The sequence below is a fragment of the Pseudogemmobacter humi genome, assembly GCF_900609055.1.
GTDB lineage: Bacteria > Pseudomonadota > Alphaproteobacteria > Rhodobacterales > Rhodobacteraceae > Pseudogemmobacter > Pseudogemmobacter humi.
In genome coordinates this window covers 58,604-79,795 of sequence record NZ_UXAW01000086.1, presented here as the reverse complement: position 1 = coordinate 79,795, position 21,192 = coordinate 58,604, and the positions used below count along the sequence as shown (strand labels likewise).

19 protein-coding genes are annotated in these 21,192 nt (G+C 69.0%); 13 read left to right on the top strand and 6 right to left on the bottom strand.

Annotated features, from left to right (window positions below):
- Positions 1-421: 421 nt before the first annotated feature.
- The 3 genes from otsB to XINFAN_RS15310 are packed head-to-tail and all read left to right on the top strand — an operon-like array spanning position 422 to position 4,430.
- Positions 422-1,180: a trehalose-phosphatase gene (gene otsB / locus XINFAN_RS15320; protein ID WP_160144634.1), complete on the top strand. Its 759-nt coding sequence runs from the start codon at positions 422-424 to the stop codon at positions 1,178-1,180.
- Positions 1,181-1,191: 11 nt separating this feature from the next.
- Complete coding sequence (locus tag XINFAN_RS15315; protein ID WP_124087737.1) at positions 1,192-2,997, top strand: glycoside hydrolase family 15 protein; 1,806 nt, start codon at positions 1,192-1,194, stop codon at positions 2,995-2,997.
- The gene (locus XINFAN_RS15310) at positions 2,994-4,430 is read left to right on the top strand and encodes an alpha,alpha-trehalose-phosphate synthase (UDP-forming) (protein ID WP_124087736.1); all 1,437 of its coding nucleotides are present in this window, start codon (positions 2,994-2,996) and stop codon (positions 4,428-4,430) included. The genes XINFAN_RS15315 and XINFAN_RS15310 overlap by 4 nt, the downstream gene beginning before the upstream one ends.
- Before the next feature lie 36 nt (positions 4,431-4,466).
- Here XINFAN_RS15310 and XINFAN_RS15305 read toward each other — a convergent pair whose 3' ends face one another.
- On the bottom strand, positions 4,467-5,381 hold the full coding sequence (locus tag XINFAN_RS15305) for a DMT family transporter (RefSeq protein WP_124087735.1): 915 nt from the start codon (positions 5,379-5,381) through the stop codon (positions 4,467-4,469).
- A gap of 106 nt (positions 5,382-5,487) precedes the next feature.
- Between XINFAN_RS15305 and XINFAN_RS15300 the strand changes: the two genes are divergently transcribed.
- Both XINFAN_RS15300 and xth read left to right on the top strand, forming a co-directional pair.
- Positions 5,488-6,375 (top strand): LysR substrate-binding domain-containing protein, encoded by an 888-nt coding sequence (locus tag XINFAN_RS15300; protein WP_124087734.1) that lies wholly within the window; start codon positions 5,488-5,490, stop codon positions 6,373-6,375.
- Between the two features lie 85 nt (positions 6,376-6,460).
- Positions 6,461-7,240, top strand: coding sequence for an exodeoxyribonuclease III (gene xth, locus XINFAN_RS15295; RefSeq protein ID WP_124087733.1), 780 nt, complete (start codon positions 6,461-6,463; stop codon positions 7,238-7,240).
- Positions 7,241-7,847: 607 nt separating this feature from the next.
- Here the strand turns inward: xth and XINFAN_RS15290 are convergent.
- Positions 7,848-9,035 carry an FAD-dependent monooxygenase gene (locus XINFAN_RS15290; protein WP_124087732.1) on the bottom strand — a complete coding sequence of 396 codons (1,188 nt, stop codon included), beginning with the start codon at positions 9,033-9,035 and terminating at the stop codon, positions 7,848-7,850.
- A gap of 110 nt (positions 9,036-9,145) precedes the next feature.
- Complete coding sequence (gene dksA, locus XINFAN_RS15285; RefSeq protein WP_124087742.1) at positions 9,146-9,568, bottom strand: RNA polymerase-binding protein DksA; 423 nt, start codon at positions 9,566-9,568, stop codon at positions 9,146-9,148.
- Between the two features lie 167 nt (positions 9,569-9,735).
- Between dksA and XINFAN_RS15280 the strand changes: the two genes are divergently transcribed.
- The 6 genes from XINFAN_RS15280 to XINFAN_RS15260 all read left to right on the top strand — a co-directional run bounded on the left by XINFAN_RS15280 (position 9,736) and on the right by XINFAN_RS15260 (position 16,002).
- Positions 9,736-10,575 (top strand): AAA family ATPase, encoded by an 840-nt coding sequence (locus XINFAN_RS15280; RefSeq protein WP_124087731.1) that lies wholly within the window; start codon positions 9,736-9,738, stop codon positions 10,573-10,575.
- A 739-nt stretch (positions 10,576-11,314) separates the two neighbouring features.
- Positions 11,315-12,709, top strand: a complete 1,395-nt coding sequence (locus XINFAN_RS15275; RefSeq protein WP_124087730.1) for a DUF2927 domain-containing protein — start codon at positions 11,315-11,317, stop codon at positions 12,707-12,709.
- A 52-nt stretch (positions 12,710-12,761) separates the two neighbouring features.
- The gene (locus tag XINFAN_RS22000) at positions 12,762-12,932 is read left to right on the top strand and encodes a hypothetical protein (RefSeq protein ID WP_199286438.1); all 171 of its coding nucleotides are present in this window, start codon (positions 12,762-12,764) and stop codon (positions 12,930-12,932) included.
- Positions 12,933-12,948: 16 nt separating this feature from the next.
- Entirely contained in the window at positions 12,949-14,130 is a 1,182-nt protein-coding gene (locus tag XINFAN_RS15270; RefSeq protein ID WP_124087729.1) for a vWA domain-containing protein, read from the top strand.
- A gap of 68 nt (positions 14,131-14,198) precedes the next feature.
- Complete coding sequence (locus XINFAN_RS15265) at positions 14,199-15,251, top strand: aromatic ring-hydroxylating oxygenase subunit alpha (RefSeq protein ID WP_124087728.1); 1,053 nt, start codon at positions 14,199-14,201, stop codon at positions 15,249-15,251.
- A gap of 73 nt (positions 15,252-15,324) precedes the next feature.
- Positions 15,325-16,002, top strand: coding sequence for a M48 family metallopeptidase (locus XINFAN_RS15260; protein WP_233352232.1), 678 nt, complete (start codon positions 15,325-15,327; stop codon positions 16,000-16,002).
- Positions 16,003-16,071: 69 nt separating this feature from the next.
- Here the strand turns inward: XINFAN_RS15260 and XINFAN_RS15255 are convergent, their stop codons facing one another.
- A complete protein-coding gene (locus XINFAN_RS15255; RefSeq protein WP_124087726.1) occupies positions 16,072-16,614 on the bottom strand; it encodes an RSP_2648 family PIN domain-containing protein in 543 nt (180 codons plus the stop codon).
- Entirely contained in the window at positions 16,614-17,840 is a 1,227-nt protein-coding gene (locus tag XINFAN_RS15250; protein ID WP_199286437.1) for an RSP_2647 family RNA methyltransferase, read from the bottom strand. The genes XINFAN_RS15255 and XINFAN_RS15250 overlap by 1 nt, the downstream gene beginning before the upstream one ends.
- A 208-nt stretch (positions 17,841-18,048) precedes the next feature.
- Here XINFAN_RS15250 and edd point away from each other — a divergent pair, with 208 nt between their 5' ends.
- Both edd and eda read left to right on the top strand, forming a co-directional pair.
- The gene (edd, locus tag XINFAN_RS15245) at positions 18,049-19,860 is read left to right on the top strand and encodes a phosphogluconate dehydratase (protein ID WP_124087725.1); all 1,812 of its coding nucleotides are present in this window, start codon (positions 18,049-18,051) and stop codon (positions 19,858-19,860) included.
- 152 nt (positions 19,861-20,012) lie between these two features.
- Positions 20,013-20,657 (top strand): bifunctional 4-hydroxy-2-oxoglutarate aldolase/2-dehydro-3-deoxy-phosphogluconate aldolase, encoded by a 645-nt coding sequence (eda, locus tag XINFAN_RS15240; RefSeq protein ID WP_124087724.1) that lies wholly within the window; start codon positions 20,013-20,015, stop codon positions 20,655-20,657.
- Positions 20,658-20,891: 234 nt separating this feature from the next.
- Here eda and XINFAN_RS15235 read toward each other — a convergent pair whose 3' ends face one another.
- Complete coding sequence (locus XINFAN_RS15235) at positions 20,892-21,161, bottom strand: hypothetical protein (protein WP_124087740.1); 270 nt, start codon at positions 21,159-21,161, stop codon at positions 20,892-20,894.
- Positions 21,162-21,192: the final 31 nt, after the last annotated feature.

Here is a 21,192-nt window from a genome sequence, read left to right as displayed (position 1 = left end):
CATGAACCGCTTCACATCACTCGGGACGCCAGAGACCGTCCGCATGCGCTGAAAATATCTGGGAAAGGGACAAGTCCGGCATCAATCCGAATAGCTCAACAAAGCCGCGGACAGGGAACAGGGAGCGAGGAGTATTGCCGGTCTCTGGATTTTCGCCGCTTACGGCATGCGCCGGAAACAACCGGCCTGGCGTTCCTGCTCATCGCCGCATCTGGCGGAACGCGCCTCTGCGCCGCTGGGAGGCATCTCGCGCAGGGTGGCCACGTATTTCACCGCAGATTTGCATTCGCAGCGAATCCCCCTTAGCCTGGGCCCCATGACGCCAAACGACCGACACACAGCCCGCAAGGCTGATGATCGCCCGTCGCTCAGCGCTTCGCAGAGGGGGACACTGGCCTTTCGCGGCGGGCAGGTTCCGGCTTTGCCGCCGCTTTCCCGCTGGGCGCTTTTCCTCGATCTGGACGGGACTCTGCTGGATCTGTGCGAAACGCCCGATGCCGTTCGCCCCGCAGAGGGGCTGGCCGGGACGCTGGCCGCCCTGCAACGGATCACCTTGGGGGCGCTGGCGCTGGTGACGGGCCGCACGGTCGCCTTCGCGGACGGGCTGTTTCCCGACCACAGCTTCACCATCGCCGGGCTGCATGGGGCGGAGTTGCGGCCCGCGCCGGGGCTGGCGCCAGGACTGGGCCTGCCCCCGGATCCCGCGCCGCCCGCAAGCCCGGACTTCCGCGCCGCGCGCGAGATGGCGCGGGCGCTGGCCCCCGCCCTGCCGGGGGTGATCTTCGAGGACAAGGGCCGCGCCTTCGCGCTGCACTACCGGCTGGCGCCCGCCGCGCAGGACGAGGTTGCGCGGATCATGCAGACCGCCGCGCAGCGGGCGGGTCAGGGCTGGCGCCTGCGCGCCGGGAAATGCGTGGTGGAGCTTTGCCCCTCGGGCCAGGACAAAGGCAGCGCGGTGCGGAACCTTATGAGGTTTCAGCCGTTTTCTGACCGCACCCCCGTCGCTGCCGGCGACGATCTGACGGATGAGGCGATGTTCAGGGCAGTCAACGCCCTGGGCGGGCTTTCGCTGCGCGTGGGCCCGGAAGAGGGCCTGCGCGACAGCGCGGCACTGGCGGGGATCGCGTCGCCCGGGGCGTTTCGGTCCTGGCTTGAAAGCCTGACGCAAGGCCTGACCTGAGGATTGACCGGATGACAGCGCAGACCACCGCCAGACCCAACCTAGACCGGGGGGTGATCGGCAATGCGAGCCTCGCCGCGCTGATCGATGACCGGGCCGGGCTGGACTGGATGTGCGCGCCAAGGATGGACGGCGATCCGGTGTTCTGCGGCCTGCTGGGCGCCGGGGACGGCGAAGGAGACGGCGCCTGGCGCTTTCTGCTCGACCGTCAGACCGCCAGCCGCCAGCGCTACCTGCGCAACACGGCGATCCTGGAAACCATTCTGACCGACGCCGACGGCAACGAGGCCCGCATCCTCGATTTCGCGCCGCGCTTCCGGCGCAGCGGCCGGCTGTTTCGCGGCAGTTCCATCGTGCGGATCGTCGAGCCGGTGGCAGGAACCCCACGGCTGACGGTCTCGATCCGGCCGCGCTCGGACTACGGGCTGAACCTGCCAGAACAGACGCGCGGCACCAATCATATCCGCTATATCCTCGGGCCGCAGGTGATGCGGCTGACCACCGACGCGCCGGTCGAATACGTGCTGTCGGAAACGCCCTTCCTGCTGGAGCGCCCGCAGGCCTTCGTCCTCGGGCCCGACGAGGGGCTGACCGACCATCCGATGTCGATCGCCCGCACCTTCCTGCACGAGACGCAGCATTACTGGCTGGACTGGGTGCGCAGTCTTGCCCTGCCCGCCGATTTCCAGGACGTGGTGATCCGGGCCGCGATCACGCTGAAGCTGTGCTCCAACGAAGAGACCGGGGCGGTGCTTGCCGCGCTGACCACCTCGATCCCGGAATATGGCGCCAGCGGGCGGACCTGGGATTACCGTTTCTGCTGGCTCAGGGATTCCTATTTCACGGTGCAGGCGCTCAACAGTCTGAACGCGACGCGGACGATGGAGAATTATCTCACCTATGTCTCGAATGTCGCGGCCGGATCGCAGAGCGGCTATATGCAGCCGCTGTTCGGCCTTGGGCTGGAGCGGATGGTGGACGAGCATATCGTCCCCGGCCTGCCGGGCTATCGCGGTCTGGGGCCGGTGCGGCGCGGGAATGCCGCCTGGACCCAGGTGCAGAACGACGGCTACGGCTCGGTCATCCTGGCCGCGATCCAGTGCTTCTTCGACGAGCGCCTGCCCGATATGGGCGACGAGGCGCTGTTTCGCCGGCTGGAACGGCTGGGGGCCGAGGCCGAATCCTGCTGGGACCAGCCCGATGCCGGGCTGTGGGAGTTCAGGACCCGCAACGAGATCCACACCCATTCCGCGCTGATGTGCTGGGCGGCCTGCGACCGGCTGGCCCGGATCGCGCGCAGGCTGGGGCTTGCGCCCGAGGAAAAGCGCTGGTCCGCCAGCGCCGGGCGGATCGCGGACGCGATCCTCGCCCGGGGCTGGAACGAGGAACGCGGCTGTTTCGTCGCGGCCTTCGGCGGCGCCGAGGTGGATGCGAGCCTGCTTCTGATGGCGCAGACCGGCTTCATCGCGGCCGACGATCCGCGCTTCCTTGCCACCGTCGCCGCCTGCGAGGCCGATCTGCGTTTCGGCAACCACCTCTACCGCTACCGGCGCGAGGACGATTTCGGCGCCCCCGAAACCGCCTTCACCGCCTGCACCTTCTGGCTGATCGACGCCCTGGTGCGCACCGGGCGGCAGGACGAGGCGCGCGCGATCTTCGACGACATCCTCGCGCGCCGAAACCATCTGGGGCTGCTCTCCGAGGGGGTTCATGTCGACAGCGGCGAGTTGTGGGGCAATTTCCCGCAGACCTATTCCATGGTCGGGCTGATCAATGCCGCCATGGCGCTGTCGCGTCGGTGGGAGGAGGTGTTATGAGCCGCCTCATCGTCGTCTCGAACCGGGTGCCCGCGCCCGACCGCCCACCGCAGGGCGGCCTTGCGGTGGCGCTGCTGGCCGCTTTGCGCGAGCGCGGCGGGGTCTGGATGGGCTGGTCGGGGAACTCCTCGGGCGAGGAGGATCCCGGGCCGCTGGCCTTGCGCGAGGACGGCGCGATCACCTGGGCGCTGACCGACCTGTCCGGGCGCGATCTGTCGGAATATTACCAGGGGCTGGCGAACAGCGTGCTCTGGCCGGTGTGCCATTACCGGCTGGACCTGGCCGATTACAGCCGCCGCGATGCGGCCGGCTACTTCCGGGTCAACCGGCTTTTCGCCGAGCGGCTGGCGCCGCTGATCCGCCCCGACGATCTGATCTGGATCCACGATTATCACCTGATCCCGCTGGCGTCCGAGTTGCGCAAGATCGGGCTGCGCAACCGGATCGGCTTTTTCATGCACATTCCCTGGCCCGCGCCGGATGTGTTCCTGACCCTGCCGGTGGGCGAGGAATTGCTGCGCAGCATGACCGCTTATGATCTGCTGGGCTTTCAGACCGTGCCCGATGTGGAAAATTTCGGCCTCTGCCTGCGCCGCAGCGGCATCGCGCAGCCGGTGGCCGGAGCGGACGGTCTTTACGACGCGGCGGGCCGCCGCTTCCGGGCCGAGCATTTCCCGATCAGCATCGACGTGGAGAGTTTCGCGCGCACGGCGCAGAATGCGGTGCGCAACGCCGCGATGCGCAAGCTGCGGGATTCGCTGGAAGGCCGCGCGCTGATCGTCGGCGTCGACCGGCTGGATTACACCAAGGGCCTGCCGCAGCGGATCTCGGCCTATGGCAGGTTTCTGGGCGCCCATCCCGACTGGACGGGCCGCGTCACCTATCTCCAGGTCACGCCGCAGACCCGCGAGGGCGTCGCCGAATACGACGCTTTGCGCCGCGAGGTGGCGGAACTCGCCGGCAATATCAACGGCCGCTTCGGCCATCTGGACTGGGCGCCGGTGCGCTATGTGAACCGCGCCTTCGCGCAGCAGACGCTGGCGGGGGTCTGCCGGATGGCGCGCGCGGCGCTGGTCACGCCGATGCGCGACGGGATGAATCTCGTCGCCAAGGAATATGTCGCCGCCCAGGACCCCGAAGACCCCGGGGTGCTGATCCTGTCGCGTTTCGCGGGCGCGGCGGCGGAACTCGGCGAGGGGGCCTTGCTGGTGAACCCCTATGACGAGGAAACCATCGCCAATGCCATCGCGCGCGCGGTGTCGATGCCGCTTGAGGAGCGGCGCGAAAGGCACGCGCTGATGGCCGAAATCCTGCGCCATTACGACGTGTTCGACTGGTCGGCCGATTATCTGGACCGGCTGGAGAACGGTTCCGCGGCACAGGGGCCGGAACGATCCGAAGAAAGCTCGCCCGAGGCCGCCCCTGCGCCGTGACAGAAGCAGGGCGGCGATTGCCCTGCCCCGCTGCCCTCAGGCCGTGGCGCTGTCCTGAACGGCGGGCGGCCTGCGCACGACCCGCCGCGACCCAAGCTGGATCAGCGCGACGCCCCCAAGGATCAGGGCCAGCGCAAGCAGTTCGACGGCGGTGACCGTCTCGCCCACCGCGGCGCCGATCGCCAGCGCGACGACCGCGGGCAGATAGGTCGCGCCCGAGGCGCCGACCGCGCCCAGCCGGTCGAGGATGTAGTAATAGATCAGATAGGCCAGCCCCGTCCCCAGAACGCCGAGCCCCAGAATCAGCCCGGCCAGCGCATGGGGTTCGTCCAGAATCGCCGTCATGCCGCGGTAATCTGTCACCGCGGCCAGCGTTATCAGCCCGAGCCCGGTCTGCCAGGTCGCCAGCGCCAGCGGCGGCAGACCGAGCGGCGACAGGAAGCGCCGCGCCCAGACGAACGAGACGCCCACGCTCAGCACCCCCGTCATCACCCAGAGCACCCCGGCGAGGGACACGGTCGCACCGCCCTCCCAGGGCCGCGCCGCCAGCACGATCCCGGCGAATCCCACCCCCACGCCCGCCGCCATCAGCCGGTTCGGCCGCTCGCTGCGCAGAAAGATCAGCGAGGTCAGGAAGGTCACGATCGGGATCGCCCCGCCCAGGAGACCCGCTACGCCCGAGGGCAGAAGCGCCGTCCCGGCCGCGAAACCGTAGTAATAGAACGAGGTCGCCAGCACCGACATCACCGCGAAATGCGGCAGGTGGCGCAACTGGCCCCGGTTCAGCACCCCGGTTTTCCAGGCCATCAGCGCCAGCGGCACGAAACCCGCCGCCACCCGCAGGAACACCACCTGCAAGGGCGAGATCGCCGCCGTCGCCATCTTCATATAGATGAAGTTCGATCCCCAGATGAAACCGACGAGGATAAGCGCGGCATAGGCGCGGAACATGGAAAGGGCCTCTCAGATCTGTTCTCGCCCCCCGATAGCATCCCTGCGCCCCTCTTTCGCGCCAGAAGAAATGCTGCGAGACTGTAGAAAATCTACAGGATCCGCCATGACGCCCCGCCGCCACCTGCCGCCGCTCAACGCCCTGCGCGCCTTCGAGGCGGCGGGGCGGCGGCTGAGCTTCCGCGCCGCGGCCGAGGAACTCGGCGTGAGCCAGGGCGCGGTCGCGCAGCAGGTGCGCGCGCTTGAGGCTCATTTCGGCCTGCCGCTGTTCCGCCGCCTCGCGCGCGGGCTGACGCTGACGCCGCAGGGCGCGGCCGCGCTCGCCGACATGACCCGCGCGTTCGATCTGCTCGCGGGGGCGAGCGAGCGACTGAAACCCCGGCCCGGCCGGGTGACGATCAGCGCCACCCCCACCGTCGCGACCCGCATCCTGATCCCCCGGCTGGCAGAGCTGCGCGAGGCCCTGCCCGGGACAGAGCTGCGCACCATCGCCGACGAGGATCTGCCCGATTTCGACCGCGACGACGTGGATATCGCCATCGGCCTCGCACGCCCGCCGTTTCCGCCCGCCCTCGATGCGCATCGGCTGATCGCGCAGGAGGTGATCGCCCTCGCCAGCCCGCGGCTGATCGGCGCCACGCCGCTGCCGCTGTCGGAACAGGATCTGCGGGGTTTCACCCTGCTCCACCATTGCCAGGATCACTGGCCGCGCTTCCTCGGCTGCCGCGCCCCGCTGCCCGGCCCGCAGTTCAACATGACCACCCTCGCGCTGGACGCCGCCGTCGCGGGCCAGGGGATCGTGGTCGCTTGCAACGCCTTCGCCGCCACCGAACTCGCCGACGGGCGGCTGGTCAGGGTCATGGACCGCGTGCTGCGCGCCGACCCCGATTATTACATCGTACGCAAGCGCGGCAGCCAGGGTCCCGCGGCAGAGGCCGTCTGGGATTGGTGCCTCGCGCAACTGACGGCGACAGCGGCATCCTCCGCCGCGTGACGCCCGGCACGCCCCTCTTCGCCGCGCTCTGCGGCTTGTGCCCGCGCGCCCGCTGCACCAGAATGCGGCAAAAGCGGAGAGCCGGATGAAGATCGCCACATTCAACATCAACGGGATCAGGGCGCGCGCCGAGGCGCTGCCGCGCTGGCTGCGGGCGGCGGAACCCGACGTGGTCTGCCTGCAAGAGATCAAATGCGTCGATGAGGGCTTTCCGCGCGAGATCTTCGAGGACATGGGCTACCGCGTCGAGACCCACGGCCAGAAGGGCTTCAACGGCGTCGCCATCCTGTCGAAACACCCGCTTGAGGATGTGACGCGCGGCCTGCCCGGCGATGACGGCGACGAACAGGCGCGCTGGATCGAGGCCACCGTCTGCGGCCCGCGGGTGGTGCGGGTCTGCGGCCTCTATCTGCCGAACGGCAATCCGGCGCCGGGGCCGAAATACGATTACAAACTGGCCTGGATGGCGCGGATGGAGGCGCGGGTGCGCGCATTGCTCACAAGCGAGGAGCCGGTCCTGTTTCTCGGCGATTACAACGTGATCCCCCAGGCCGAAGACGCGGCAAAGCCCGAGGCCTGGACCGAAGACGCGCTGTTTCTGCCGCAAAGCCGCGCCGCCTTCCGCCGCATCCTGCATCTGGGCCTGACCGAGGCGGTGCGCACCCGCGCCCCCCGCCCTGGCCTCTATACTTTCTGGGACTACCAGGCCAATTCCTGGGAGCGCGGCAACGGCATCCGCATCGACCATGTGCTGATGTCGCCCCAAGCCGCCGATCTGCTGGAGGAAACCGGCATCGACAAAGAGGTCCGCGCCGGTGACAAACCCTCGGATCACGTGCCGGTCTGGGTGCGGCTGGCGGCATAACCCCATCCCCCGCCGAACGAACCGGGCTCCATACCGGCGCTGATCCGGAGGCGCGGAGGAAAGCTCCGGCACCTGCCCTCCCCGGCAAGGCGGCCGGGCTTTACCGCGATGCCACTGATCCCGAAGGGCCTGCGCTTGATGAACCCGCGCCCGGGAAACCCGCGGAAACACCCGACACCATCGATGTGGAAGCCGCTGGCCCGTCGCCGGTACCGGGGACGAGGCGGCCCGCATATAGCCTCAGAAACCCCGGCTTCCGTCCCCGTCACGATCCGAATCCCGGTTGTCCCCCCGCGCCGGAGCGGATCCGGGACGCCGCGCACGGGCCGGCGGCAATATCGGTTAACTCAGCCGAGGTCCGGCACCTCCCCCGGAAAGGCCCGCATCGGCTCTGCACGGCCACAGCCCCCCTGTCGCTCATCAAAGCCGAAAGACTTCCCGGCCCTGAGCCGCCGGGATGGATGAACGCCGCAGGACGGGCCTGCTTTCACCTTGATCCAAATACCCTCGGGGGAGGGCCGCAAGGCCCGTGGGGGCAGACAGCCCCCTGTTCGCGGCACGCGAACCCGCCCCGCCGACCCTCTCGCGCGACGCGGGTTTTCTCCCCTCAGCCGCCCGCCTGCCCCGGCAGCCTCGTCACGTCGTGATCGTAGATCCAGTCGAAGCGCGACAGCGCCAGACCCGGCGCCAGCCGACCGCCGAGCCGCAGCCCGAGATGCGCAAGCCCGCGCAGCGGGCCGGACAGGTGATAGGCCCGGGCATTGCGGTTCGCAGCATTGACGATGCGCGTCGTGCGCGCGGCACGCGCCGCCTGCCAGGCCGGCAGAGTCCCGCGGTCAAGCGCCTCCGCGAGCGTCCAGACATCTTCCAGCGCCATATTCGCCCCCTGGGCAAGGAAGGGCAGCGTCGGATGGGCGGCGTCGCCGATCACGGCGGCGGCGCCATGGGGCAGGATCCGATACCACTCGCGCGCGACCGGATGACGGAACAGGCCCCAGAGCCAGACGTCCTCGGCCCGATCCAGCCAGCCCCGCACCCGCGGGCCGAAGCCGCGGAAAGCCAGCCGCAGCTCCATCGGATCGTCGCGCAGCGACCAGCCCTCCTCGGTCCAGCGCCGGCGCTCCTCGATGGCGACGATGTTGCGCAAAGTGCCGCCGCGCAGAGGATAGCTGACCAGGTGGCGGCCCGGGCCCATATGGACCTCGGCCACCCGGGGCTCGGAAGGCTCGCAGGGGATCAGCGCGCGCCAGGCCACCTGGTTGGTGAAAAAGGGCTCGGCCGCGCCGTTCAGCGCCAGCCGCGTCGGCGAATGCAGCCCGTCGGCGCCGATCAGCAGATCCGCCTCCTCGCGCGCGCCGGTGCAGGTCGCGATCACCGGCGCCTCGCCGGAAAGATCGACCTCGCGCACCTTCTGCAACAGCCGCAATTCCACCCCGGCCTCGCGCGCGCCGTCAAGCAAGAGCCCGATCAGATCGGCGCGGTGCAGGAGATGCCAGCCCTGGCCGGGACGCAGCCGCCCGACATCGAGCCGCGTGACCAGCGATCCGTCCAGCCCGTCGCGCAATTCCACCGCCTCGGTGCGGACCGAGGCCGCATCGAGCGCCGCCCCCAGCCCGAGCGCGCGCAGCACGACCGCGCCGTTCGGGCTGATCTGCAACCCCGCCCCCACTTCGCGCACGGCATCGGCCTGTTCCAGCACCGTGACCTTCGCGCCCCGCAAAGCCAGCGCCCGCGCCATGGCGAGGCCCGCCACCCCGGCCCCGAGAATGGTCACCGATCTGTCCTGAAGGCTCATCTTCCCTCCGCTTTCCGGCGCTGAAACGCAAAACGCCGGGCGTGGCCCGGCGTCCTTTCACAGGGCAAAGGCGCGGCCGGGACCACCCTTCGCACCCCCTGCGGCACAGGTCAGTCGTCGCGGTGCACCTTCTCGCGCCGCTCGTGCTTTTCCTGGGCTTCCAGCGTCATGGTGGCGATCGGGCGCGCGTCCAGCCGCTTGAGGCTGATCGGCTCGCCGGTCATCTCGCAATAGCCGTATTCGCCGTTCTCGATCCGGCGCAGCGCCGCGTCGATTTTGGCGATCAGCTTGCGCTGGCGGTCGCGGGTGCGCAGTTCCAGCGCGCGGTCGGTCTCTTCGCTGGCGCGGTCGGCCAGATCGGGCACGTTGCGGGCGCTTTCGTTCAGGTTCTCCAGCGTCTCGGCGGACTGATCCAGCAGTTCCTGCTTCCAGACGACCAGCTTGCGGCGGAAATATTCGAGCTGACGATCATTCATGAAGGGCTCGTCCTCGGCGGGACGATAATCGTCAGGCAGGAACGCTTCAGCCTTCATCGCAGATATCTCCTTCTCGCCGGCACGCGCCGACAGGTGGGCTTCTGTCATGGCGCGCTCCTGTTGGCGCGGCATGTAGCCCATACGGGGGGCAATGTCACTAGCGGTTGCGATAAAATCTCGGCCCGGTTAGGGTCGCGCCGTTCTCAAAGGGGGCATGGCGCGGGATGAAATTTCAGTCCACGGCGGAATATGTGGCGGCGCCGGAACTGGCGGTGGCGGTGAATGCGGCGGTGGTGCTGGGGCGCCCGCTGCTGGTCAAGGGCGAGCCCGGCACCGGCAAGACCGAACTCGCGCGCCAGGTTTCGGCCAGCCTCGGCCTGCCGCTGCTCGAATGGCATGTCAAATCCACCACCCGCGCCCAGCAGGGGCTTTACGAATACGATGCGGTCTCGCGGTTGCGCGACAGCCAGCTCGGCGACGAGCGGGTCCATGACGTGAAGAACTACATCCGCAAAGGCAAGCTCTGGCAGGCCTTCGAGGCGCCGTCCCGCGTGGTTCTGCTGATCGACGAGGTGGACAAGGCCGATATCGAATTCCCGAACGATCTGTTGCAGGAACTCGACCGGATGGAGTTCCACGTCTACGAGACCGGCGAGACCGTCAGCGCGCGCCAGCGCCCGGTGGTGATCATCACCTCGAACAACGAGAAGGAACTGCCCGACGCCTTCCTGCGCCGCTGTTTCTTCCACTACATCCGCTTCCCCGATGCCGATACGCTGGCGGCGATCATCCGCGTGCACTTCCCCGATATCAAAGAGCAGCTTCTGACCGCGGCGCTGACCGAATTCTTCGCCATCCGCGAGACGCCGGGGCTGAAGAAGAAGCCCTCGACCTCCGAGGTGCTGGACTGGCTGAAGCTGATCCTCGCCGAGGATCTGGCGCCCGCCGATCTGAAACGCGACCCGCAGCATCTCTTGCCGAAGCTGCATGGGGCGCTTCTGAAGAACGAGCAGGATGTGCAGCTGTTCGAGCGGCTTGCCTTCCTGTCGCGCGGCCAGCGCTGAGGCCGCCGCCGGGGGTTCGTGCCCGATCCCGTCCTCGGTCATCAGCCCCGGGGCCCGCGAGGCGCCGGGAAAGCTGAACCCTCAGCGCCCGAATCGGGCAGCTTTGCCCATCTTCTGCCGCAATCTTGCCGCAATTAACTCACGAATACCGCAATAACTGTCATAATTTGAAATATTGCGTGATGTTGGTGGGGAATATCTGGGCTTTTGCGCTGCCCCCACCGCGATGGGTGGTAAGCCGTCTTTGGCGCAGATTCCGCGGAATTGACACAAGCGGGCCGCGATCCCGACAAAGGTATTGTGTTGGCTCACAACACAGTGACTTTCGGTAACGGAAACCTTGCTCCATGACGCCAGACCCCTGCCCTTCGCGGACTGATGCTGCCGGATTTCCGGCGGCGCCGCGCGGCGACAGCGCGGTCAGGCCGGGGGCGACTTCCCGGCTGAAATCCATCCGCCCCGCCGACCGCCGATCCGCTGCCCGGATCGCGGCCCCGGCCGGGCATCCGCGCGCCTCATCCCGGACGGTCCCCGGGATGCACAGGTCCGGCGCAGCTTCGGGGGGCACCTGTCTGTCTGCTCGCCCCCCCGACGCTGCGCCCGCCGGCGCGCCCGTCACGGACCACCGGAGGCCCGGCCGGGTCAGGGATGCGGGGGCATTCCTGTCTGGCCGGGCCTGCGGCATCGCCCCCTCACCGGGATCTGCCCCGGTGCATCGCACAGATCGAGCTGCCACATCATGCGTAAATTCCTGCTGCCCGCCGCCTCGGCGCTGGTCATCGCCGCCTGCACGCCCGCGCCCCAGGCCGAGGTAACCAAGGCCCGCCCGATCGACACCGCCAGCGCCGAAAGCCTGACGGCGCCCGCCTTCGTCGACCCGGCGCTGCAACCGGCGCCCGCCGCGGTCTCTCGCCACGGCAACGCGGATCTGGCGGCAGCCTTCATGGATCTGAGCTTCGCGCTGGAAAGCGGCCGCCAGTTGCCGGCGTTCAGCCGGTTCGAGGGCACGATCACCGTCGCCATGACCGGCGCGGTGCCCGCCTCGGCGGGGGCGGATCTCGGCCAGCTGATGGGCCGCCTGCGCCACGAGGCCGGGATCGACATCCGCGCGGCCCGCCCCGGCGAGGCGCCCTCGGTCACGGTCGAGTTCAGCCCGCGCAAGGCGCTGCGCCGCGCCGCGCCGAACGCCGCCTGTTTCGTGGTGCCGAATGTCACCAGCCTGACCGGCTATCAGGCCAGCCGCGGCAGCGCCAAAGTCGACTGGACCGTGGTGCGCGAACGCCGCCAGGTCGGGATCTTCCTGCCCTCCGACGCCAGCCCGCAAGAGGTGCGCGACTGTCTGCACGAGGAACTCGCCCAGGCCATCGGCCCGCTGAACGACCTGTATCGCCTGTCGGATTCGGTGTTCAACGACGACAATTTCCATTCCGTCCTGACCGCGTTCGACATGAAGATCCTGCGCGCCTATTACGCGCCGGAACTTGCCCCGGGCATGTCGCGCGCCGAGGTCGCCGCGCGGATCGGCGGCATCTTCTCAAGGATCAACCCGGGCGGCGACGGCCACCGCAGCGCCGATGCCTCGGCCACCCCCCATGCCTGGACCGAGGCGATCACCACGGCTCTGTCAGGCGGCAAGGGGCAGGCCGCGCGCCGCCAGGCCGCCGAACGCGCCATCGCCATCGCCCGCGCCCAGGGCTGGCAGGACAGCCGCCTCGCCTTCAGCCATTTCGCGCTGGCGCGGCTGCTGATCGGATCGGACCGCGCGGCGGCGGTGAACGAATTCGTCAAAGCCTCGGCGATTTACCGCACCCTGCCGGGCGCCGCGATCCATGTCGCCCATATCGACATGCAGCTTGCCGCCATCGCGGTCGCCTCGGGCCAGCCCGACAAGGCGCTGCGCTTCACCGACCGTGCGATGCCGGTGATCCGGGGCGCGGAAAACCACGCATTGCTGGCCACCACGCGCCTGATCCGGGCCGAGGCGCTGGACATGCTGGGCCGCAAGGCCGAGGCCGACCGGCTGCGAGTGGACAGTGCCGCGCTGGCGCGTTATGGCTTCGGCTCGGAGGCCCAGATCCGGGCCCGCACGCGCGAGATCGGCGCGCTCGGGCTGCGCGGCCTCTTCCGCGGCTGAACCGGCGGCTCCTGCCCCGGCTCTCTCCGCGGGAAAAGCTAAGGGGGCAGCGATGCTGGCGATCGGCGGTTTTCTTCTCGGCGCGCTTCTCGGCGCCTTCCGGGCGCATCAACTGGGCGGCAAGCCCGCCGATCTGGCGCAATATGCCGCCGGGTTCGGCATATTGTTCGGCCTTGCCGGGGTGATCGCCACCATCGTCCTCCACCGCCTCGCCGCGGGCTGATCGCCGGGGGGCCGCGATGTTCCTGCCCTTTTTCGAGAGTCTGCGCGCCGAGGGCGTGCCGGTCAGCCCGCGCGAATTTCTCGCCTTTCTGGAAGGGCTGGCGGCGGGCCTCGTGACCAACGACACCGAAGGCTTCTACCACCTCGCCCGCGCGGCGCTGGTCAAGGACGAACGCCATCTCGACCGTTTCGACCGCGCCTTTGCCCGCGCCTTTGCCGGCCTCGACGGGATCGCGCCCGAGGCGGTGATCGAGGCACTGGACCTGCCCGGCGACTGGCTGAAAAAGCTGGCCGAGAAATTCCTGTCGGACGAGGAAAAGGCCGGGATCGAGGCGCTCGGCGGGTTTGAGAAGCTGATGGAGGTGCTGAAACAGCGCCTCGCCGAGCAGAAGGGCCGCCATCAGGGCGGCAACAAATGGATCGGCACCGCAGGCACCTCGCCCTTCGGCGCTTACGGCTACAACCCGGAAGGCGTGCGCATCGGCCAGGAGGAAAGCCGCCACCGCCGCGCCGTCAAGGTCTGGGACCGGCGCGAGTTCCGCAACCTGGATGAAAACGCCGAGGTCAGTTCACGCAACATCAAGCTGGCGCTTCGCGCTTTGCGCAAATGGGCGCGCGAGGGGGCGGCGGAGGAGCTGGACCTCGCGGGCACCATCCGCGCCACCGCGCATCAGGGCTGGCTCGACGTGAAAACCCGGCCCGAGCGGCGGAACGCGGTCAAGGTGCTGTTGTTCCTCGACGTGGGCGGCAGCATGGACCCGCATGTGAAGCTGCTGGAAGACCTGTTCTCGGCGGCGAAATCCGAGTTCCGCCACCTGGAAAGCTGGTATTTCCACAACTGCCTTTACGAGGGCGTCTGGCGTGACAACGCCCGGCGCTGGTCCGAACAGACCCCGACCTGGGACATCTTGCGCAGCCACGGCCCGGACTGGCGGGCGATCTTCGTCGGCGACGCCGCCATGTCGCCCTATGAGATCAGCCATCCCGGCGGCGCGAACGAACACTGGAACCCCGAGGCGGGCCAGGTCTGGCTGGCCCGCGCGGTGGAACACTGGCCGCATCACCTGTGGATCAACCCGCTGGCCGAGCGCGAATGGCGCTACGCGCAATCCACCGCGATGATCCGCTCGATCTTCGGCGGCAATATGGTTCCGATGACGCTGGACGGCATCGCCCGCGGGGTGCGCAGCCTGCGCTGAACATGCTTGCCTGATCGGGGTGGTTTCTGGCACGGTCGTACAAACGCCCGCCCCACCGGAGGCCAGCCATGTCGCCCGACACCAGCCACACCCCGTCCGATGCCCCCGGCATTCAGTATCTGAACCTGGACCCCGGCCTCTACATCCGCCCCGAGGTGTTCCAGGAGGAACGCGCGCTGATCTTCAGCCGCAGCTGGCAGTTCATGGGGCCGGTCTCAGACGTGGCGGAGAGCGGGCAGTATCTCGCCATCGATATCGCCGGCATCCCGGTCTTCGCGATCCGCGGCCGCGACGGGACTTTGCGCGGCTTCAAAAACGTGTGCCGCCACCGGGGCGCGAAGCTGCTGGCGGATGGCACCGGCAAATGCGGGCTGATCGTCTGCCCCTATCACAAATGGTCCTTCGCCGACACCGGACGGCTGGTCCAGGCGCCCTGGTATGGCAAGGATCCGGCGATCATCCCCGAGGACTGGCCGCTGGAGCCGGTGCATCTGGCCGAATGGCGCGGCCTGCTGTTCGCCGCCATCGAGCCCGTGGAAAGCCTTGAGGATCAGCTCGGCGATCTGCCGCAGGAACTGGCCGATGAGCCGGTCGAGAGCTACCGCGCCACCGATACCGCCACCGTCAGTTTCGATGCGAACTGGAAGGTCTATACCGACAATTTCGTCGAGGGCTACCATATCCCCGGCACCCATCCCGCCTTCTTCGCCGCCATCGACTTCGAGGCGTTTGCCACCACCGCCCATAAGGGTTTCGTAAAGATGACCGCGCCGCCGAAGGACGGGCTGTTCTACCGCGGCAAATGGCTGTGGATGTGGCCGAACTGGACGCTCTCGCTGTTCGAGGGCGGGATGAACGTCAGCCGGATCAACCCCACCTCGCCGCATCGCACCGATCAGCATTACCGCTTCTTCTTCGCAGACACCTCCGAGGCCGGAGCCGCGGCGCGGGCGAAATCGGTCGAGGGCACGCTTTCGGTGGTGCGCGAGGATTACGAGGTCTGCACCGAGACCCACCGCAACTATGCCGCCGGGGCCTATTCGCCGGGCCCCTTGTCGGGGCGGCACGAAAAGGGTGTGCAGTATTTCCAGGAGCGGGTGGCCCGCGCGCTCGGGCTGTAAGCCGGGGCTGGGACCTTGGGGGGCTGGCGCAGACGCGCCCGACGCCTATATTGGCGCCATGCTTCTGCGTCTGATGCCCCTTCTGCTGGCCGTCGGCTATGCCTTTCTGATGATGCGCTTTTCGATCTGGCAGACGAAGCGCATGCTGGACCGGCAGTCGCGCCCGCTCGACGATCCCGAGATTGCCGACCTCGCCCGCCGCCTGGGCCGGGCGCTGGATCTGCCGCAGGTGCCGGTCCGGGTGCTGGAGATCGAGCCGGTGAATGGCCTTGCCGCGCCGGACGGGCGGATCTTCCTGACCAGAGGCTTCCTTGCGAAAAAGAAACAGGGTCAGGTGACGGCGGAAGAACTGGCCTCGGTCATCGCGCATGAGATGGGCCATGTCGCCCATGGCCATGTGCGGCGCCGGATGATCGATTTCACCGGGCAGAATGCGGCGGTGATGCTGCTGGCGGGGATCCTCAACCGCTTCATCCCCGGGCTGGGGGTCTGGATCGCCGGGATGGTGTCGCGGCTTCTGATGGCGAAACTGTCGCGGCGCGACGAGTTCGAGGCCGATGCCTGGGCCTCGGCGCTGCTGATCAAGGCCGGGATCGGAACGGCGCCGCAGAAATCCCTGTTCCGCAAGCTCGATGCGCTGACCTCCGGCGCGGGCGAAGGCATTCCGGCCTGGCTGCGCAGCCATCCGAAAACCGCCGAGCGCATCGCCGCCATCGAGGCGAACGAAGCGCGCTGGCTGGGCGGGGGTTAGCGAAATCTTCGAAGATTTCGCACCGATTTCTTCAAAGAAATCGGCCCGGTTCCTTCGAAGGAACCGGTCTCAGGCGGCCAGTGCTTTCGCCAGCCGGTAAAGCCGCGCGCGTTTCAGCAGCCCCTTCAGCGCCACCGGCTGGCCCGAGATCGCCTCGGCCTTCGCCCGCACCGCCTCGACCACGCCCGCCACCCGCTCCGGCGCGCGGGAGTGCAGTTCCCACAGAAATCCGTCCGGGTCGCGCCGGGCGATCCCCTCGGCGGCCAGCGCATGACCGGGGAAATCCCTGGCATTGAAGGTCACGATCACATCGGCGTGACCGGCGATCGCCACCGCGAGGACATGCAGATCGCCCGTATCGGGCAGCACCAGCCGCGCCTCGATGGCGGGTTGCGCCGCCACCCGCCCGCGGGGGAAAGCGGCACGGAACAGCGCGGCCTCGCCTTCGGCGACCGCCTCCATCCCGGGGCCGAGCTTCGCCGCCGCCCGCGTCCATTCGCCAAGGATCCGGTCGGACCACAGCGGCTCACAGAGCCCCGCCTCGCCCACGCCCTGCAATATCTCGCGCAGGACGGTGGGGAACAGGACGCAGGCGTCGAAAACCGCCTTCATCAGCCGTCCAGCCGGAAAGCCAGGGCTTTCAGATAGCCCGATTCCGCCAGTTGCGGCAGCACCGGATGGTCCGGCCCGGCGAATCCGGTGTAGATGAGTTGCCCGCGCCGCCCGCCCCGGCCGATGCCCCGGGCGCTCGCATTGCGGAACGCCGACAGATCCGCCGCATGCGAGCAGGAACAGAGCACGAGGCTTCCCCCCGGCGCGACCAGCGGTGCAGCAAGCCGCGCGATCCGCTCATAGGCGCGCAGCCCGGCCTCCAGCGCCGGTTTCGCGGGGGCGAACGCGGGCGGGTCGCAGATCACCAGGTCGAAAAGCGCGCCTTCGCGGCCCAGATCCTCCAGCACCGCGAAAGCGTCGCCCTGGCGGGTGGCGAAGCGGTCGGCGAAGCCCGAAGCCTTCGCCCCGGCCCCGGCCAAAGCCAGCGCGGGCGCGCTCGCATCCACCGCCAGCGCGTGTTCCGCACCACCCGCCAGCGCCGCCAGAGCGAAGCCGCCGACATGGGTGAAGACATCGAGCACCCGTCCGCCCTTCGCCAGCCGCGCGGCAAAGGCGTGGTTCTCGCGCTGATCGAAGAACAGCCCGGTCTTCTGCCCGCCGGTCAGATCGGCCATATAGGTCGCGCCGTTCATCGGCACCGGCAAAGGCCCCGCAGGCGCCGCGCCATGGACCACCGCCGTCTCTTCGGGCAGACCCTCCAGCCCGCGCGCCCGGCCCGAGCCGTTCTTGATCACCGCGCTCACGCCGGTGACACGCACCAGCGCCGCGACCAGCGCGTCGAGATGCGCCTCGGCCCAGGCGGCATTCGGCTGCACCACCGCGACCTCGCCGAAACGGTCGATCACCACGCCGGGCAGGCCGTCGGCCTCGGCATGGGCCAGCCGGTAGAACGGCGCGGCATAAAGCCGGTCGCGCAGGGAAAGCGCGCGGCTCAGACGCGCCACGAACCAGGCCTCGTTCACCTCGGCGCCCGGATCGCGGTCCAGCATCCGCGCCACGATCTTCGACGCGGGATTGACCGTGACCAGCCCGAGCGGGCGGCGCTCGGCATCCTCCAGCACGGCGAGCGCGCCGGGCGGCAAGGCCGAGGTGCGGCGGTCGAGGACCAGTTCGTCGGCATAGACCCAGGGGTAGCCGTGGCGGAGGGCGCGCGCCTCGGCTTTGGGGCGCAGGCGCACGACGGGGCGTTTCAGGGGATCGGCGGGGATGGGATCTGACGGGTTCATGCCCCCTCATACCGGGCGGGCGCGATTTGCGGAAGGGGGCCGCCGGAGAACAGGCGACCGGCGGATTTCGCCCGCCCGGGCCCACCCCGGGCTGGACCTCGCCCCCCGGGTGATTATGCTTAAGCCGATCCGCTTGCACATCGCCGCGCAAGGCCTTACCGTTAGCGCTAACAGTTCCAGCCCGCCCGCCAGACCCCGCGAGAGAGCCATGACCGCGCCGCTGCATCCGACCATCGCCCGCGTGACCGCGCGCATCCGTGCCCGCTCGGCCGAAAGCCGCGCCGCCTATCTTGAACGGATGGGACGGGCCGCGGCCGCAGGTCCGGTGCGCGCACATCTGAGCTGCTCGAACCAGGCCCATGCCTATGCAGCCAGCGGCACCGACAAGGTGGCGCTGGCCGAGGGGCGCCAGCCGCATCTCGGCATCGTCACCGCCTATAACGACATGCTCTCGGCCCATCAGCCCTATGAGGATTACCCGGCGCAGATCCGCGCGGCGGCGCGGCGCGCGGGCGCCACCGCCCAGGTGGCGGGGGGTGTGCCCGCGATGTGCGACGGGGTGACGCAAGGCCAGCCTGGGATGGAACTGTCGCTGTTCTCGCGCGACGTGATCGCGCTTTCGGCCGGGATCGCGATGAGCCACAACTGCTTTGACGCCGCGCTCTGGCTCGGGGTCTGCGACAAGATCGTGCCGGGCCTTGTGATGGCGGCGGCCACCTTCGGCCATGTGCCTGCGGTTTTCGTGCCCGCCGGACCGATGGTCAGCGGCATCGGCAATGACGAAAAGGCCCGCGTCCGCAACGCCTTCGCCGAGGGCAAGGCCACGCGCGAGGATCTGATGGCGGCCGAGATGGCCAGCTATCACGGCCCGGGCACCTGCACCTTCTACGGCACCGCGAACACCAATCAGATGCTGATGGAATTCATGGGGCTGCACCTGCCCGGCGCGACTTTCGTCAACCCCGGCACGCCGCTGCGCGAGGCGCTGACCGAATCCGCCGTCGCCCGAGCGGGTGAAATCACGGCGCTCGGCAATGACTACCGCCCGGCGGGCGCGATCCTCGACGAGCGCGCTTATGTCAACGGGATCGTCGGACTGATGGCGACCGGCGGCTCGACCAATCTGGTGCTGCATATGCCGGCGATGGCGCGGGCCTCGGGGGTGATCCTCGACCTTGAGGATTTCGACGAGATTTCCGGCGCGGTGCCCCTGATGGCGCGGGTCTATCCGAACGGTCTGGCGGATGTGAACCATTTCCACGCCGCCGGGGGCCTGCAATATCTGATCCGCGAGCTGCTGGCGGCGGGGTTGTTACATGAGGATGTGAAGACCGTGGCGGGGGACGGGCTCTCGCTCTACACCCGCGAGCCGGAGCTGCGCGCGGGCGCGGTCCACTACCGCGAGGGTCCGCGCGAGAGCCTGAACGAGCGCATCCTGCGCCCGGCCCAGGATCCTTTCGCCGCCACCGGCGGTCTGCGGCAGCTGACCGGCAACCTCGGCCGGGCAGTGATCAAGATCTCGGCCGTCGCGCCCGGGCGGCATGTGACCGAAGCCCCGGCGCGGGTGTTCCACGACCAGGAAGAGGTGAAGGCCGCTTTTCGGCGCGGCGAGTTCACGTCCGATATGGTGGTGGTGCTGCGCTTTCAGGGCCCGCAGGCCAACGGGATGCCGGAACTGCACTCGCTGACCCCGATCCTCTCGGTGCTTCAGGACCGCGGGATGAAGGTGGCCCTCGTTACCGATGGCCGCATGTCCGGCGCCTCGGGCAAGGTGCCGGCCGCGATCCATCTCTCGCCCGAAGCGTCGCGCGGCGGACCGCTCGCGCGGCTGCGCGATGGCGATCTGTTGCGGCTCGACGCCGCGGCGGGCACGCTCAGCTGCCTGACGCCGGGGCTGGACCAGCGCGCCGCCGTGACGCCCGACCTTTCCGCCAACGAGCACGGTATCGGCCGCGAGTTGTTCGCCGCCTTCCGCCGCAACGTGGGCGATGCCGGGGACGGCGCCGCCGTGGTGGTCTGAAGCAGACGATCCCGCAGGCGAGCCTGCGGGATGGCCTCCGGCGGGGGGTATTTAAGTCAGGGTGAATGGGCCTTTCATCCTGATATAAATACCCCCGCCGGAGGCATCCGACCGAAGCCAGGGGCGCGCCGCGCTCCGAACAGGAGCATATCATGACCCCCTCCGAGCAATCCGCCGCCGCCGAAAAGATCTGCCGCCTCGCCCCGGTGGTGCCGGTGCTGGTGATCGAGGATGCCTCCCTTGCCCGACCGCTGGCCGAGGCGCTGGTCGCGGGCGGCTTGCCCGCGCTGGAAGTGACCTTGCGCACGCCCGCGGCACTGGAAGCGATCCGCGCCATGGCCGGGGTGCCGGGCGGGGTGGTCGGCGCGGGCACCCTGCTTACCCCCGAGGACGTGCGGGCGGCGAAGGCCGCGGGGGCGCATTTCGGCGTCTCGCCCGGCGCGACGCCCGCGCTGATCGACGCCTGTATCGTCGAGGAACTGCCGTTGCTGCCGGGCGCCGCAACGCCCTCCGAGGCAATGGCGCTGCTCGCGCGCGGCTACCGGGTGCAGAAATTCTTCCCCGCCGAACAGGCGGGGGGTGCTGCGTTTCTGAAGGCGCTCGCCTCGCCGCTGCCGCAGATCCGCTTCTGCCCGACCGGCGGAATCGGCACAGACAACGCTGGCGATTATCTGTCGCTGCCGAACGTGCTTTGCGTCGGTGGAAGCTGGGTTGCGCCGAAAGACGCCCTTGCGCGCGGGGATTGGGCCGGGATCACCCGCCTTGCGCGCGAGGCCGCCGCCTTGCCGCGCGGCTGAGCGGAAGCGGCCGAAAAACGGAGGCGCATCTCCCTCTCGCCGACCTGCCGGAGCCGGCCCCTGTTCTTGTTTCCGGCCTGCGGTGCCCGATCAGGGTGACAGGGAAACGGGGAGTGCTGCCGCCGGATATGTTCTGCCCCGACCGAAGCGGCTTGCGTCGTCGTAAGCCCTTCCAGACCCTCGCCGCTCAGGGGCGCCAAGGCAGTGAAGGGCCGCGCCGGTTCCCTGCCGCTGTCAGAGCGCGGCGCGGCCGATCCGGCCGCCGCGGCGCCGCGGCTCGCTGGCGGGGGCGAGGCCCTGGGCCAGCACCGTGCTCATCGGGTGATCCGGCGCATCGCTGGCATATTCCGCGATCAGCGCCCGCAAGGCATCGGGGACCGGGCGGCCCTGCGGCAGGCTGAGCGCCCAGTCCATGAAGATCGAGCGGCATTCCCCGGGGGTGATCCCCTCGATCCGATAGCTTTCGCGCACCAGGCCCTTTGGGTCCGCCTCTTCCAGCCGCACTGCCAGTCTCCCCATTTTCCGTCTCTCCGTC

Excerpts from the sequence above, each read along its gene's own strand:
- XINFAN_RS15250 (WP_199286437.1), bottom strand. The coding sequence starts at position 17,840 with ATGAACCCGTCAGATCCCATCCCCGCCGATCCCCTGAAACGCCCCGTC.
- XINFAN_RS15280 (WP_124087731.1), top strand. The coding sequence starts at position 9,736 with ATGAAATTTCAGTCCACGGCGGAATATGTGGCGGCGCCGGAACTGGCG.
- xth (WP_124087733.1), top strand. The coding sequence starts at position 6,461 with ATGAAGATCGCCACATTCAACATCAACGGGATCAGGGCGCGCGCCGAG.
- dksA (WP_124087742.1), bottom strand. The coding sequence starts at position 9,568 with ATGAAGGCTGAAGCGTTCCTGCCTGACGATTATCGTCCCGCCGAGGAC.
- XINFAN_RS22000 (WP_199286438.1), top strand. The coding sequence starts at position 12,762 with ATGCTGGCGATCGGCGGTTTTCTTCTCGGCGCGCTTCTCGGCGCCTTC.
- XINFAN_RS15290 (WP_124087732.1), bottom strand. The coding sequence starts at position 9,035 with ATGAGCCTTCAGGACAGATCGGTGACCATTCTCGGGGCCGGGGTGGCG.
- XINFAN_RS15260 (WP_233352232.1), top strand. The coding sequence starts at position 15,325 with ATGCCCCTTCTGCTGGCCGTCGGCTATGCCTTTCTGATGATGCGCTTT.
- XINFAN_RS15315 (WP_124087737.1), top strand. The coding sequence starts at position 1,192 with ATGACAGCGCAGACCACCGCCAGACCCAACCTAGACCGGGGGGTGATC.
- XINFAN_RS15255 (WP_124087726.1), bottom strand. The coding sequence starts at position 16,614 with ATGAAGGCGGTTTTCGACGCCTGCGTCCTGTTCCCCACCGTCCTGCGC.
- XINFAN_RS15275 (WP_124087730.1), top strand. The coding sequence starts at position 11,315 with ATGCGTAAATTCCTGCTGCCCGCCGCCTCGGCGCTGGTCATCGCCGCC.
- XINFAN_RS15305 (WP_124087735.1), bottom strand. The coding sequence starts at position 5,381 with ATGTTCCGCGCCTATGCCGCGCTTATCCTCGTCGGTTTCATCTGGGGA.
- XINFAN_RS15270 (WP_124087729.1), top strand. The coding sequence starts at position 12,949 with ATGTTCCTGCCCTTTTTCGAGAGTCTGCGCGCCGAGGGCGTGCCGGTC.
- XINFAN_RS15310 (WP_124087736.1), top strand. The coding sequence starts at position 2,994 with ATGAGCCGCCTCATCGTCGTCTCGAACCGGGTGCCCGCGCCCGACCGC.
- XINFAN_RS15300 (WP_124087734.1), top strand. The coding sequence starts at position 5,488 with ATGACGCCCCGCCGCCACCTGCCGCCGCTCAACGCCCTGCGCGCCTTC.
- edd (WP_124087725.1), top strand. The coding sequence starts at position 18,049 with ATGACCGCGCCGCTGCATCCGACCATCGCCCGCGTGACCGCGCGCATC.
- eda (WP_124087724.1), top strand. The coding sequence starts at position 20,013 with ATGACCCCCTCCGAGCAATCCGCCGCCGCCGAAAAGATCTGCCGCCTC.
- XINFAN_RS15265 (WP_124087728.1), top strand. The coding sequence starts at position 14,199 with ATGTCGCCCGACACCAGCCACACCCCGTCCGATGCCCCCGGCATTCAG.